Below are 13,527 nucleotides of genomic sequence, written 5' to 3'. Positions count from 1 at the left end.
GGATCGACGATGGACGGCGGCGGAATCGCGCTGACGCGACGGCGGGCGCTGAGCGCCCTCGCCGCGACGGGTGCCGTCTCCGCGGGCGTCGGCGTCGGCACCGACGCCTTCTTCAGCGACGCCGAATCGTTCGACGGGAACCGCCTCACTGCCGGCGAACTCGACCTCGAAGTCGCGTGGCACAAGGTCGTCGAGACGGCGACGACGCGCGTGACGACGAGCGATGGGTGGCCGACGCCGCGGGGCGACGCGGCGGCGCCGCTCTGTGACCTCACGGACCTGAAACCCGGCGACACCGGCCGGCTCACGCTCGCCCTCCGGATCGACGGCCTGCCCGGCTATCTGTCCCTCGTCGGCCGCGAACGGGCCGACGAGGAACGCGGCCAGTCCGAGGCCGAAGCCGGCGACGACGACGCGGAGGGCGAACTCGACGAACTGACGACGGCGGCGGTGTCGTATCTCGACCCGACTGATCCGGCGTCGCCCGAGGCGGGCGGGGCGACCACGGGCGCCTACACCGGATCGCTGTCGTCGCTCCTCGGCCTCGGGGGGCTCGGCCGGGGCCTCCCCCTCGACGGCACCGGGGCGGCGAGCGTCTACGACTGCCTCGTCGACGATGCTCCCCTCGGGACGTTCGCCGGCGGACGCACCCACCACCTCCGCGTCGAGTGGACGGTGCCGACGTGGGTCGACTCCAGCATCGCGAGCGACGCCTTCGCGTTCGACCTCGGGATCTACGGCGTGCAGGGGGATGGCGGATGAACGACGACGCCCGCCGTCGCCTGCAGGCGGCCTTCCTCCGCCGGGAACGGGCGGCGCGACAGCAACTCCTCCAGTCGACGTACCGCGTCGACGAGGGCGACGCCGGCGGCGATCCGATCACCGACTACGGGAAGGCCCTCGTGCATCGGGACGACGGCGTGCCGACCGCGTCGGCGTACGCGAGCCTCGTCGACGCCCTCGACGCGGGCACCGTCGAGGCGTACAACGCCGTCGAACTCGACGAGCAACCGGAAGGGCGAACGCTCGCCGACCCGCACGCCGCCTACGGCTTCGAAGGGATGGGCGCCGACCCGTGGGCGATCCACATGGCGCCGCCACCCTCGTTCGCCTCGCCCGAGATGGGTTCGGAACTGGTCGAACTCTACTGCCGTGCGCTCTGTCGGGACGTCCCGTTCGGGGCGTACGGCGACGACGGCGCTATCGCCGACGCCGTCGCCGACCTCGAGGCCGCGGCGGGCTACGCCGGCCCCGGCGGGGCGACGGACCCGCAGAGCGGGTCGCTCGACGCCGCGGGGGTCTTCCGGGGCCTCCTCCCCGGCACCCGGACCGGCCCGCACGTCTCGCAGTTGCTCTGGAAGGACGTGCCCCGGGGGGCGATTCCACAGAGTCAGCGGATTCGCGTCCTCGCCGCCGAGGCGGCCGCCGGCACCGGCGACGCCGACGTGGTCGGGGTCGGCCCGGACTACCTCACCGACTGGGGGACGTGGCTCCGCGTCCAGCGTGGCGTCCCCGTCGCCCGGACGAACCCGCCGCCGACGCTGGTCGACGCGGGCGCCGACCCCGACGCGACGGTGACACGGCACATCGTCACCGGCCGCGACCTGGCGAACAAGGTCCGCCGGCAGGTGCCCTATCTCGCCAGCCGCGACGCCGCCGAGGTGTTGCTGGGGATGGGCGTCCCCCTCGACCGACGGATTCCGTACCGGCAGGGCGGGTCGGGGAGCGAAACGGCCGGGACGACCGGCATCCGGACCGCCGCGCCGGTCATCAACTTCGGCGTCCACGACGTCCTCGAATCGGTCGTGAGCGTCTTCGACCTCGCCCAGACCGCCGCCTGGTACCGGAAGTGGCTCGTCCACCGTCGCCTCCGGCCGGAGGAGTACGCCGGGCGAGTGGAGGCCGAACGCCGGGGCGCGGGGGGGCCGTTCGACCTGCCCGCCACCCTCCGCGAGTCGGCGGCGCCCGACCGGGTCGTCGACGCCCACGGCACCGCGCTCCTCCCGCAGGCCTACACCGAGGGGTCGCCCACCCACCCCTCCTACCCCGCGGGCCACAGCGTCGTCGCGGGGGCGACCGTGACGGTCCTGAAGGCGATGTTCGACGGGCGACACCCGATCCCGACCGACGAACTGGTCGTCCCCGTCGGCGACGGCACCGTCGAGGGGACGATGGCCGGCGGCGGGACGACGACGGTCCAGTCGACGCGGCTGGCGTCCGTGACCGAGGTGTCGACGGCACTGGGCGCGACGGCCGAGTCCATCGCCGAGGCGCGGTCGGCGACGATCACCGTCGACGACGAACTCAACAAACTCGCGACGAACGTCGCCCTCGGGCGCAACTGGGCCGGCATCCACTACCGATCCGACGGGGTCGAGGGACTCCTGCTCGGCGAACAGGTGGCCGTCCGCTACCTGCAGGACCACCTCCGGGCGACCGACCTGCCGTTCGACGGCTACCGCCTCGAACCCTTCTTCGACGCCTACCCGGGCACCGCCGAGGGGGCGGCGCCGAACCACGCCCAGGACGGCATCCTGATCACGCCCGACCGGATCACGACCCCCGACAACGAGTCGAGTTCGGTCGACGTGGACGACCCGGCGCGGTAGTGGGTCGTCGACCGCCTCGTCCGAGCCCGTGTCAGGCCTCGTGGATCGCCTCGCCCCGATTGAGCCGTTCGGCGATCCGGAAGGTCTGTTCGCCCTCGCGGCGCGTCGGGGTGTGGGCCGCGAGGTAGCGCGCGGTGGCGACGGGGTGGACGCGGCCGCGTCCCGCGTCGTACCGCGCGAACGCCGCCTCGACGTTCTGTCGCGGGTGGAAGCCGGCGTCCTCGCGCAGGAGCACCTCGCCGAGCGCCCGCTTCAGGCGGGCGGGGTCGCCGCCGCTCGCGAGATATTCGGCCGTATGCCGACCGGCGCGACCGACCGTCTCGTCGGCCTCCACCTCGAACGTCTCCAGCAGGTCGTCGAGGGCGGCGTCGGGGTCGGCGTCGCCGTCGGGGTCGGGGAGCGGGATGGGTGGCGTGTTGAGAAAACGGTCGAGGTAGACGCTCACGGCGCCGTCGAGGACGGCGCGGTAGAGTGCGGGGTCGTCCGTCCGCCCCGCCAGCCCACAGACCGCGTTGGCGTAGGTGTAGGTGTGATGCACCGTGTTCCAGTCGCGAAACTCGTTGGCGGTGCCGAACCCCGCGACCCGGCGAGCGGCGGCGTCCGCGACGGCGCTCGCCAGATCCTCGCCAGTCGCGCCGGCCGCGACGGCGTCGGTTAGCGCGTCGACGATGGCGTGCGGGTCGTCGCCGAGGAGTCGGTCGACGAAGCCCTCGGGTTCGGTCCACGTCTCCCCCGCACCGCGCGCGAGGAGGTCGGGGAGGTCGGCGGCCGCGTCCTCGACCAGCGCGGCCACGTCGACCGGCTGGCGCCACGACGAGCGCTCCTCCGCCCGACTCGCGTCGGCGAGGCCGGGGACGAGGCTGGGGAGGACGGCGTCGGCGTGCTCCCACCCGATCCGGTCCAGCAGTTCGAACGCCTTGTTCACGAAGTCCAGCTGATGGCCGGAGTCGAGGTAGCGGTGGTCGGTGGCGGCGGCGACGAACATCGTGGCGAGCGCCGACTCGTCGAGGCCGGCTTCGCCGGTTGCACCGTCACCGGTCGTCGACCGGTTGCCCGAGGGACGGCGTCCCTCGCTGGCTTCGTGAGGCGTCGAAGCCGCCTCGACCGCCGCGCGCACCACCCGCTCGGCCCCGTCGGCGTCGCGCACCTCGATCGTGTCGCGGAACCACTCCGTGAGGCGCTCGGCCGAAACACGGTCGGTCGAGAGCGGGTCCTGCACGAAGAAGGGAGGTTCGCCCGCGCAGTCGTCGGCGACGGCGCCGAGGCCGACGGCGAGCGCCCGGCGCCGGTCCACGGGCCGTAAGTCGGGGAGGAGATTCGCCATCGCGGCGAGGGTCGTCAGGCCGCTCCCCCACCCGTCCTGCCGGTACTCGGTCCCGAACGCCGTGCCGATCCGGAGCGACACGGCAGGATCGACGCCGGCGTCGTCCAGGCCGATCACCGCCTTGTCGATCACGAGGGGGAGCGACTCCCGCAGGCCGTGTTCGAGACGCTCCTGCCAGTGGGTCGCCGGATCGACCTCCCGTTCGGGATCGGGGTCGACGTACACCTCACCCTCGCGCACCTCGACGGGGAAGGTCGTCACGTCGTCGGCGAACGGGTCGAGCGTGTCGCCACAGGAGAGTTCGAACCGGGCGTGGTGCCACGGGCAGGTGAGGATCCCATCCTCGACGGAGCCGTCGCTGAGCGGGAAACCCATGTGCGGACAGCGGTTGTCGACGGCGTAGAACGATCCCTCGTGATAGAACAGGCCGATCGTCCGGCCGCCGCCGGTGACGACCTGCGGACTCGCCTCGCGGGCCTCGGCGGCGGCCGCCACGCGTTCGAAGCTGGGCATGAGAATTAATAGCACGCCGAGGGGAATAAGCGTGTCTCGGGGTCGTTCAGGGCTTCACCAGCACCTTGATCGCCTCGCGGTCGTCCATCAGCCGGTAGCCCTCGGGGACGCCGTCCAGGTCGACGGTGTGGGTGAAGATCGGCGAGGGGTCGAGGGTGCCGCCGAGCACGTCGGCCATCAGGTCCTCGGCGTACGCGCGGACGGGGGCGACGCCGCCCCGCAGGGCCACGTTGTCGCCGAACATCCCGTAGAGGTCTAGGTCGTCGACGCCGTGGGGGACGCCGACGTAGCCGACGGTGCCGCCGGGGCGGGCCATCGCGACGGCGGCGTTCATCGACGACGACGCACCCACGCACTCGACGACGTGGTTCGCGCCGCCGTACGTCAACTCCCGCACCCGCTCGATGGCGTCGTCGCCGCGGGCGGCGACCGTCTCCGTCGCACCGAACTCCTCGGCGACGGCGAGGCGGTCCTCGTGGTGGCCGACGGCGACAATCCGTTCGGCGCCCAGTCGCCGGGCGGCGAGGACGGCACACAGGCCGACCGCGCCGTCGCCGACGACGACGCAGGTCGATCCGGCCTCGACGCCCGCGCTGACGGCCGCGTGGTGCCCCGTCCCCATCACGTCCGTCAGCGGCAGGAGCGCGCGCAGGGTGCCCTCGTCGTCGGCGTGGCGCTCCGGCACCCGGACGAGCGTGCCGTCGGCGTGAGGCGCGCGGACGTACTCGCCCTGCCCGCCGCCGTTGTCCCCGCCCCATCCGTCGCCGTTCACACAGGAGGTGTGCAGGCCCTTCCGACAGAACTCGCAGGACCCACAGCTGATGCGGAAGGGGGCGAGCACCCGGTCGCCGGGCTCGACCGAGCGCACGTCGTCGCCGACGTCCTCGACGACGCCCATGGGTTCGTGGCCGACGGGACTGCCGACCTCTCGGTCGCTCTCGCCGCGGTAGAACCAGAGGTCGGAGCCACAGACGGCGGTGTGGGTGACGCGGACGACGGCGTCGGTCGGCGCCTCGATCTCCGGGCGCGGTCGGTCCTCGATGCGGATGTCGCCGGGGCCGTGGAAGGTGGCGGCGCGCATAGGGGGTCACGGGCGCCGAGGGACAAAGGGTTATGCCGCCGCCGGGTGCACTGACCGACATGTCACGTGGAGTCGTGTTACCACGCCGTGGGGTCGAAGCCACCCGACGGTTCGCCGTCCGGTGTGAAGACCTCGGGTACGACGCCTGCTGGACCGGCGAACTCTGGGGACGGGACGCGTTCGTCACGCTCACCGCCGTCGCCGACGCCGTCGACCGGATCGACCTCGGCACGGCCATCGTCAATATCTTCTCCCGCTCCGCGGCGACGCTCGCGGCCGCGGCGGCGACGCTCACGGAGGTCGCTCCGGGCGGCGTCCGTCTCGGTATCGGCCCGAGTACGCCCAAAGCCATCGAGGACCTCCACGGGTGCGACTACGACCGCCCCGTCCGGCGCCTCCACGAGACGGCGGAGCTGATCGCCGCCTTCACCGCGGGCGAGGGGCGCGTCGACTACGACGGCGAGACTGTCTCGGTCGCCGACTTCCCCACGCTGGACGCCGACGTGCCCGTCTACACCGCGGCGCTCGGCCCCGCCGCCCGGCGCGCGACGGGGCGGGTCGCCGACGGGTGGCTCCCCCACAACGTTCCCTTCCCGGAACTGGCGGACGCCTTCGAGACGGTGGCGAAGACGGCCCGCGAGGCCGGGCGCGATCCGGACGCGATCACCGTCGCACCCTACGTTCCCGCGGCCGTCGCGGACGACCCGAGCGAGGCGCGGGCGGCGATCCGCGGCCACCTCGCCTACTACGTCGGGAGCGGCGAGGGGTATCGCCGCGCCGTCGCGTCGGCGTTTCCCGACGAAGCGGAGCGCATCGCCGAGGCGTGGGGAGAGGGGGAGCGCGACGCGGCGCGCGAGGCGGTCACCGGCGAGATGGTCGACGCCCTCGGCGTCGCGGGGACGCCAGAGACGGCGCTGGAGCGGTTCGAGCGGGTGGCGTCGCTGGAGACGGTGGATCACCCCATCGTGGTCGTGCCGGACGGCGTGGACGCCGAGACGGTCGACCGAACCGTCGAGGCGCTGGCGCCAGGACGGCGTGAGACGCCGCCCTGAGCGTCTCACGCGGGGTTCTTCCGCGACAGATCGCTCCCGCAGATGGGACAGCGGTCGCGGTGGTCGTCGAACTCACGGCCACAACCCTGACACTGGAAGCGCCAGTCGCGCTGTTCGGTGATGCCGTCGCGCGCGATGGCCTCGACGACGACGCCCAGGTGCTCCGCGACGTTCTGCATCGCGTAGTCGTCGGTGACGAGCGTCCCGTCGAGTTCGAACGCGGCGGCGACCAGGCGCACGTCGGTGTCGGAGAGTTCCTCGCCGTCACCCGTCTCGACGGCCGCGCGCTCGATGGTCTCGACCGTGTTGTCGGCGGGGATGTGGATGTGCATACCGGCCCCCTCCATCGCGTCGAAGCGGAAGGCGCTCTCGCCTTCGAGTTCCTCCTCCACGGCGGGGACGGAGGCCATCTCGTCGGACGTGTGGTACTCGTGAATGAACGCAGAAGAGTCGAGGACGTGCATCTACCGGTCGATAACGATGTAGTCTTTCACGGCCTGCACGTGGGAGACGGGGACGTGGAGCCGACCCTGGTCGTCCATGTCGAACCCGGAGTCGGCCGCCGGGAACTCCTCGTTGGGGGAGACGAGCAGGTCGTTCAGCGACCCGGTCTTCAGGTTCATCGTGATGTTGTACAGCATGCCGAGTTCGGTCCCGTCCGATCCCATGACGGCCTTTCCGGAGAGGTTTTCGGCGAGTACGTCGGACATGGACGTGACATTCGCGGGGATGACCTTAAACGCCACGGGGTCGCGGCCGGTCGGCCGCCGCATGTTGAAAGACTTAACTTCGGTCCACGGCTCATCTCCCACAAGGAACCTTCTGCCGGGGGACACTATGTCAGATTCGGACACACGCGACCGACCGGATACGCTTCGCACCCCCATCGTCGCCGTGTTGGGGCACGTCGACCACGGGAAGACCAGCTTGCTCGATAAGGTCCGCGGGTCGGCGGTCAGCGAGGGCGAGGCCGGCGCCATCACCCAACACATCGGCGCGACCGCCGTCCCCCTCGACACCATCTCGAGCATCGCCGGCAGCCTCGTCGACCCCGACGACTTCGACCTGCCGGGGCTGCTCTTTATCGATACGCCCGGCCACCACTCGTTCTCGACGCTCCGCTCCCGTGGCGGCGCTCTCGCCGACATTGCCGTCCTCGTCGTCGACGTGAACGACGGCTTCCAGCCCCAGACCGAGGAAGCCATCGACATCCTCAAACGAACGGGGACGCCCTTCATCGTCGCCGCCAACAAGATCGACACCACGCCCGGCTGGAATCCCCAAGAAGGGGAGCCCATTCAGGTCACCTACGAGGCCCAGAGCGACCGCGCGCGCTCCCGCCTCGACGAGAACCTCTACGAGATCATCGGCCAGCTCTCTGACGCCGGATTCTCCGCCGACCTCTACTGGCGCGTCCAGGACTTCCAGGCCAACGTCGGCGTCGTCCCCGTCTCCGCGATGACGGGTGAGGGGGTCCCCGACCTCCTGACCGTCCTCATGGGCCTCTCCCAGCGGTACATGAAAGACCAGATGGCCATCGACGTCGAGGGACCGGGCGCCGGGACGGTGCTGGAGGTCAAAGAGGAGAAGGGCTTCGGCACCACCCTCGACGTGGTCGTCTACGACGGGACGATCCGCGAGGGCGACGAAATCGTCGTCGGCGGGATGCACGAACCCATCGTGACGGAGGTGCGCGCGCTCCTCCAGCCCAAGCCGCTGGCGGAGATCAGAACGGAAAAACGGTTCGACCGCGTCGACGCCGTCGCCGCCGCAGCCGGGGTAAAAATCGCCGCCCCCGACCTCGAAGACGCCATGGCCGGCGCGCCGGTCCGGGTGATCCGCGGCCGCAACCGAGACGCCGTCGTCGCCGACGTGGAGTCCGAACTCGCCGAAATCGAGGTCGATACCGAGGAGGAAGGCGTCGTCGTCAAGGCCGACACGCTCGGCAGTCTGGAGGCGATGGCCAACGCACTCGTGGAGGCCGAAGTGCCGATCCTCCGCGCCGAAGTCGGCGACGTGGCCCCGCGGGACGTGGCCGTCGCCAGCACCGCTGGCGAGGCCGACCATCAGGTGATCCTCGGATTCAACGTCGACGTGCTGAAAAACGCCCAGCGGGAGCTAGAGGAGAGCGACGTGCGCCTGTTCCGCGACGACGTGATCTACCAACTCGTCGAGGACTACGAGGAGTTCGTCGCGGAACGACAGCGCGCCCAGCAGGAGACGGTGCTCGACAAGATCGTCCGTCCCGCGCGCTTCCAGATTCTCCCCGATCACGTCTTCCGGCAGAACAACCCCGCCGTCGTCGGCGTCGAGGTGCTCTCGGGCACCCTGAAGAACAACGCCTACGTCGGCCGGTTCGACGGCAACGAGTTCGAACGCGTCGGCCAACTCAGCGGCATCCAGAAGCAGGGCGACGACGTCTCCGAGGCCCGCGCCGGCGAACGCGTCAGCGTCGCCATCGACGGTCCCACCGTCGGCCGACAGATCGACGAGGGCGACGAGCTCTGGGTGGACTTGCCCGAAAAGCACGCCAAGATTCTGGAACAGGAACTCACCGACGAGATCCCCGCCGACGAACTGGAGGCGCTGCAGGGCTTTCTCGACAACCACCGGCGGCGGGACCCGTTCTGGGGGAAATAAGCCACACTCCTACCTTGGGGACCCACCTCACGACCTTCTGTAACCGTCTCATATTATTCACGGCGGTCCCTTCGACGATCGTGAGACGTTCCCGAGACGAGTTTGGTACGCTCGAAGAAACTTTTTAGTCCGAAAATGAACGAGTAAGGAACGAGGTGAGTGTCCGATCGACCCGTAGCGACGGTATCGGCCTGCCGACGATGTCCCGCTACGATCTGCTGTTGGCGCTGCTGCCGATTCCCTTGCTTCTCGGCGGGGTGGTGTCCCGGCTCACGCCCGTTCCGGATCCCATCGGCATCGGCGCCGGGAGCCTCCCCTCGGCGCTGCTGTTCGTCTACGCGATCACCGCGGCGGCGCCGACCGTCACCGAGCGGTCGGCGTGATCCCGTCGCCGACGGCGTCCATCACTTGGAGGGCGGCGCTCGCGGCCAAGCCCCGCGCCACCTCGTCCCGTTCGTCGTCCCCGATCCCCGCTTCGAGGTCGTCGAGATTGGGGGTGAACCCCGCACTGACCGGGTGGCCGGCCGGCGGTCGGACCGCGACGGTCGCCGTCGGCCCGTTCGATCCGTAGGAGAGTTCCGACCCGACGGTGTAGCTGTCGGGGAGGTACGAGCGCGTCTGCGAGACGATCCCCGCGACGGCTCGCTGGAGCGACTGCCGTTGGTTCTGGGTGAGTTCGACGTCGGTCGACACTTTTCCGGCGTCGACTACTCCGGGTGCGCCTCCGTACGGCGTGTTTCCGTTCATCCGAGTCGCTATCGGTACGCGGAGCGTGGGTAAAAAGCCGTCGGACGTCCTAATATTGGTAGTCGGTGAATGCCATCACCGGACCGGAGTCCTCAGTGTCCTCGATTTTCGCCTTGGCGTCTCGGAAGTCCGCCATCCGGACCTCGGTGCGGTCGTCGCGGATGGCGAACATCCCCGCCTCCGTCGCCAGCGAGGCGAGGTCGGCGCCGCTGTAGTCGTCGAGGTCCGCCGCCAGTGCCACGTAGTCCACGTCGTCGTCGACGTTCATGTCGCGGGTGTGGATGCGGAGGATCTGTGCCCGGCCCTCGTCGTCGGGCTTGGGCACCTCGATGAGGCGGTCGAACCGGCCGGGGCGAAGGATCGCCTCGTCCAGCATGTCGAAGCGGTTGGTCGCGGCCATGATGCGGATCTCGCCCCGGTCGTCGAACCCGTCCATCTCCGAGAGGAGTTGCATCATCGTCCGCTGGACCTCGGCGTCGCCGGACGTCTTCGAGTCCGTCCGCTTGGCGGCGACGGCGTCGATTTCGTCGATGAAGATGACCGCCGGCTGGCGTTCCGCGGCGAGTTCGAACAGGTCGCGCACCAGCCGCGACCCCTCGCCGATGAACTTTCGCACCAACTCCGAGCCGGCCATCTTGATGAAGGTGGCGTCCGTCTCGTTGGCGACCGCTTTGGCGAGCATCGTCTTCCCCGTCCCCGGCGGGCCGTGGAGGAGGACGCCCGCGGGCGGGTCGACGCCGACCTCCTCGAACAGTTCCGGCGTCAGGAGCGGGTCCTCGACGGCCTCGCGCACCTCGCGCACCTGCTCGTCGATGCCGCCGATGTCGTCGTAGGTGACCGACGGCGACTCCTCGACCTCCATGGCCTGTGCCCGGGAGTCGGTCTCGTCGTCGAGCACCGTCTGGACGCCGAAGGAGTCGTTGACGGCGACGCGGTCGCCCGCCGCGAGCTCCTTGCGGATGCGGGGCGACGGCTCGGTCAACACTTCCTGGTTGTTGCCGTGTTGTTTGATGATCGTCCCCTCGTCGGTGACTTCCTCGACGGTGGCGATGTAGAGCGAGGACGTTTTCAAGACCTCGTTACGCCGTTTGAGGTGGTCGACTTCCTCCATGAGTTCCTCCCGGCGCTCGTCGGTCTCGTCGAGCCGTTCCGCGAGTTCTTCGTTGACGCGGACCATGCGCTCGTAATGCTGGCGGATGGCGTCGAGACGCTCCGCCTCCGACATCTCGGGGTCGAGATCGAGGCGCGGACGGTCCGGAAGCGACGGACTCCGTGACATTCTGTCCGTGCTAAGATGCGGGCGTAAATGTGCCTTTGGGTCGCCGACCGCCGCGTCGACGGGGTCGAGACGTTCGGTGGGCGGGCGACCGTCCGTACGCCGCGTGCCGATTCGACGCACGTCGACGCGTCGTGACGGCCGTCGTCACAGGACGATGGAGACGATAGCCAAGACGAGAAAGAGCAAGACGAAGATGCGGGCAATCTCCATGCTGATCCCGGCGACGCCGCGAGCCCCGACGAGCGTCGCGAGGAGTGCGAGCACGAAAAAGACGATGGCGTACTCCAGAAACTCCCCGGAGAACAACTGGAGCGGGGTGACGACGGGATCGATCATGGCCGCGACGACGACCCCCAGCGGCGTAGTTATGCGGCCGTTACTCCGGGGCGACCGGACGACCGCGGCCTCAGATCAGCGCCGCCATCTCGTCCAGATACGTTCCGTACACGGCGAGGGCGTCCTCGATGGGGTCGGCCGTCCGCATGTCGACGCCCGCCGTCCGCAGTACGTCGAGGGGATACTCGCTTCCACCCATTCTGAGTGCCTCGCGGTAGTCCACAGCCGCCGACTCGCCCTCCTCACGGATGCGTTCGACGATGGCCGTCGCTGCGCTGATGCCAGTGCTGTACTGGTAGACGTAGTAGCCGTAGTAGAAGTGGGGGATCCGCATCCACTCGCGGGCGATCCGGTCGTCGACGACGGCGGGCTCGTAGTATCGCGCTTTCAGGTCACCGTAGAGTTCGTCGAAGCGGTCCGGCGTGAGCGCGCCGCCGTCCTCGACGACGTCGTGAATCCGCTGCTCGAAATCCGCGAACATCGTCTGTCGGAACAGCGTCGAGCGGAAGCGCTCCAGATACTCGTCGAGGACGTGCCGGCGGAACGCCTCGTCCTCCACCGTCTCGAGCAGATGATGAGTCAGCAGCGTCTCGTTGACCGTGCTCGCCACCTCCGCGACGAAGATGTCGTAGCTGCTGTACTGCCACGGCTGGGCCTCGTTGGTCAGCTCCGAGTGCATCGAATGCCCGAGTTCGTGGGCCAGCGTGAACATCGACGCCACGTCGTCCTGGTAGTTCATCAGGATGAACGGCTGGGTGTCGTAGGTGCCCGCCGAGAACGCGCCGGAGCGCTTGCCGCGGTTCTCGTAGACGTCGACCCACCGGGAGTCCAGCCCCTCGGCCATCCGCTCCTGATACGCCTCGCCGAGCGGTTCGACCGCCTCGACGACGTGCTCGACCGCCTGCTCGTAGCCGATCTCCGGCTGTTCGCCCGTCGCCATCGAGGCGTAGAGGTCCCACATCCGCAGGTCGTCGACGCCGAGCGCCTGCGCTTTCAGGTCGGCGTGGCGGTGGAGGTAGTCGAGGTTGTCCTCCACCGTCTCGACCAGCGTGTCGTACACCTCGACGGGGACGTTCGGGCCGTCGAGCGCCGCCTCGCGGGCCGTCTCGTAGTTGCGGGCGCGGGCGAGTTTCACGTCCGCTGTCACGCTCTTTTTCAGCGACGTGCCCACGCTGTTTCGCACGTCCGCCCAGCGGTCGTAGAAGGCCTCGTGGACCTCGCGCCGGAACTCGCGGTTCGGGTGTTTCTGGAGTTTCGTGAAGTTCCCCAGCGAGATTTCGACCGCCTCGCCATCGGGATCTTCGACCGTCGGGAACTCCATGTCCGCGTTCGAGAGCATGTTGTACACCTCGCTCGCGGCGTCGGTCACGTCCGAGAGGTCCGCGAGGAGTTCCTCTACCTCCTTCGATCGGGTGTGGGGTTTCCCCCTGAGCACGTCGTCGAAGTAGTGTTCGTACTCGGCGAGGGCGGGTTCGGCGTCGACGAACGCCGTCAGCTCCGACTCGTCGAGTTCCTGCAGTTCGGGTTCGACGTAGCTCGCGGCGCTCCGGGCGTCGGCCGCCATCGACTCCGCCCGCGCCGACATGGCCTGATACGCCTGCTCGCGTGTGTCCTCGCTGCTCCGCAGGTTGGCGTACGTCGACACGACCGACACGTCCCGCATGAGCTCCTCGCGCAGTTCGAGGAGTTCGAGCAGGGTCTCCGGACTCTCCGTCACCCGCCCCTCGTAGGCGTCGAGGTCGTCGATCCGGTCGCGGACGTCCTCGAACGCGTCCTCCCAGTCCTCGTCGCTCGCGAAGATGCTCTCGAGTGCCCACTTGTCCTCGGCGTCGATGTCGCTCCGTTCGGGAACCGAACTCATCGACGGGCGTTGGGGTGGGGTGGCCGTAAGGGTTCGTACTCTCGGCGAGAGACTGTTCGGAGTAGCGCGAGTGGAGTAGAGACAC

General features: G+C 69.6%; 13 protein-coding genes. 5 read left to right on the top strand and 8 right to left on the bottom strand.

Going from position 1 to position 13,527, the window contains the following annotated elements:
* The first annotated feature begins 9 nt into the window (after positions 1-9).
* Positions 10-762: a SipW-dependent-type signal peptide-containing protein gene (locus DU484_RS04790; protein WP_114605246.1), complete on the top strand. Its 753-nt coding sequence runs from the start codon at positions 10-12 to the stop codon at positions 760-762.
* Entirely contained in the window at positions 759-2,609 is a 1,851-nt protein-coding gene (locus tag DU484_RS04785) for a phosphatase PAP2 family protein (RefSeq protein ID WP_114605245.1), read from the top strand. Before DU484_RS04790 ends, DU484_RS04785 begins: the two co-directional genes overlap by 4 nt.
* A gap of 31 nt (positions 2,610-2,640) precedes the next feature.
* Here DU484_RS04785 and DU484_RS04780 read toward each other — a convergent pair whose 3' ends face one another.
* Together DU484_RS04780 and DU484_RS04775 are read right to left on the bottom strand one after the other, a co-directional pair.
* Positions 2,641-4,446, bottom strand: coding sequence for a Rieske (2Fe-2S) protein (locus tag DU484_RS04780; RefSeq protein WP_114605244.1), 1,806 nt, complete (start codon positions 4,444-4,446; stop codon positions 2,641-2,643).
* A gap of 46 nt (positions 4,447-4,492) precedes the next feature.
* Positions 4,493-5,527 (bottom strand): zinc-dependent alcohol dehydrogenase family protein, encoded by a 1,035-nt coding sequence (locus tag DU484_RS04775; RefSeq protein ID WP_114605243.1) that lies wholly within the window; start codon positions 5,525-5,527, stop codon positions 4,493-4,495.
* A 59-nt stretch (positions 5,528-5,586) separates the two neighbouring features.
* On the opposite strand from DU484_RS04775, the gene DU484_RS04770 reads away from it, so the two are divergent.
* A complete protein-coding gene (locus DU484_RS04770) occupies positions 5,587-6,579 on the top strand; it encodes an LLM class flavin-dependent oxidoreductase (protein WP_114605242.1) in 993 nt (330 codons plus the stop codon).
* Between the two features lie 5 nt (positions 6,580-6,584).
* Here the strand turns inward: DU484_RS04770 and DU484_RS04765 are convergent, their stop codons facing one another.
* Together DU484_RS04765 and DU484_RS04760 are read right to left on the bottom strand one after the other, a co-directional pair.
* Positions 6,585-7,043 carry an NOB1 family endonuclease gene (locus tag DU484_RS04765; RefSeq protein ID WP_114585032.1) on the bottom strand — a complete coding sequence of 153 codons (459 nt, stop codon included), beginning with the start codon at positions 7,041-7,043 and terminating at the stop codon, positions 6,585-6,587.
* Positions 7,044-7,289, bottom strand: coding sequence for a PRC-barrel domain-containing protein (locus tag DU484_RS04760; protein WP_114585031.1), 246 nt, complete (start codon positions 7,287-7,289; stop codon positions 7,044-7,046).
* A 127-nt stretch (positions 7,290-7,416) separates the two neighbouring features.
* Here DU484_RS04760 and infB point away from each other — a divergent pair, with 127 nt between their 5' ends.
* Together infB and DU484_RS04750 are read left to right on the top strand one after the other, a co-directional pair.
* Entirely contained in the window at positions 7,417-9,219 is a 1,803-nt protein-coding gene (gene infB, locus DU484_RS04755; protein WP_114585030.1) for a translation initiation factor IF-2, read from the top strand.
* Between the two features lie 155 nt (positions 9,220-9,374).
* On the top strand, positions 9,375-9,602 hold the full coding sequence (locus DU484_RS04750; protein ID WP_114585024.1) for a hypothetical protein: 228 nt from the start codon (positions 9,375-9,377) through the stop codon (positions 9,600-9,602).
* Here DU484_RS04750 and DU484_RS04745 read toward each other — a convergent pair.
* The 4 genes from DU484_RS04745 to pepF form a co-directional block, all read right to left on the bottom strand.
* Complete coding sequence (locus tag DU484_RS04745) at positions 9,583-9,966, bottom strand: DUF5811 family protein (protein WP_114605241.1); 384 nt, start codon at positions 9,964-9,966, stop codon at positions 9,583-9,585. The two genes, DU484_RS04750 and DU484_RS04745, sit on opposite strands and share 20 nt — an antisense overlap.
* A gap of 49 nt (positions 9,967-10,015) precedes the next feature.
* Positions 10,016-11,245 carry a proteasome-activating nucleotidase Pan2 gene (gene pan2, locus DU484_RS04740; protein ID WP_114605240.1) on the bottom strand — a complete coding sequence of 410 codons (1,230 nt, stop codon included), beginning with the start codon at positions 11,243-11,245 and terminating at the stop codon, positions 10,016-10,018.
* Positions 11,246-11,389: 144 nt separating this feature from the next.
* A complete protein-coding gene (locus tag DU484_RS04735) occupies positions 11,390-11,581 on the bottom strand; it encodes a DUF1328 domain-containing protein (RefSeq protein WP_114605239.1) in 192 nt (63 codons plus the stop codon).
* A gap of 70 nt (positions 11,582-11,651) precedes the next feature.
* On the bottom strand, positions 11,652-13,442 hold the full coding sequence (pepF, locus tag DU484_RS04730) for an oligoendopeptidase F (RefSeq protein WP_114585020.1): 1,791 nt from the start codon (positions 13,440-13,442) through the stop codon (positions 11,652-11,654).
* Positions 13,443-13,527: the final 85 nt, after the last annotated feature.

The sequence above is a fragment of the Haloplanus rubicundus genome, assembly GCF_003342675.1.
Classification (GTDB): domain Archaea; phylum Halobacteriota; class Halobacteria; order Halobacteriales; family Haloferacaceae; genus Haloplanus; species Haloplanus rubicundus.
The sequence above is the reverse complement of the archived record's forward strand: the minus strand, read 5'-3'. Positions and strand labels throughout refer to the sequence as shown.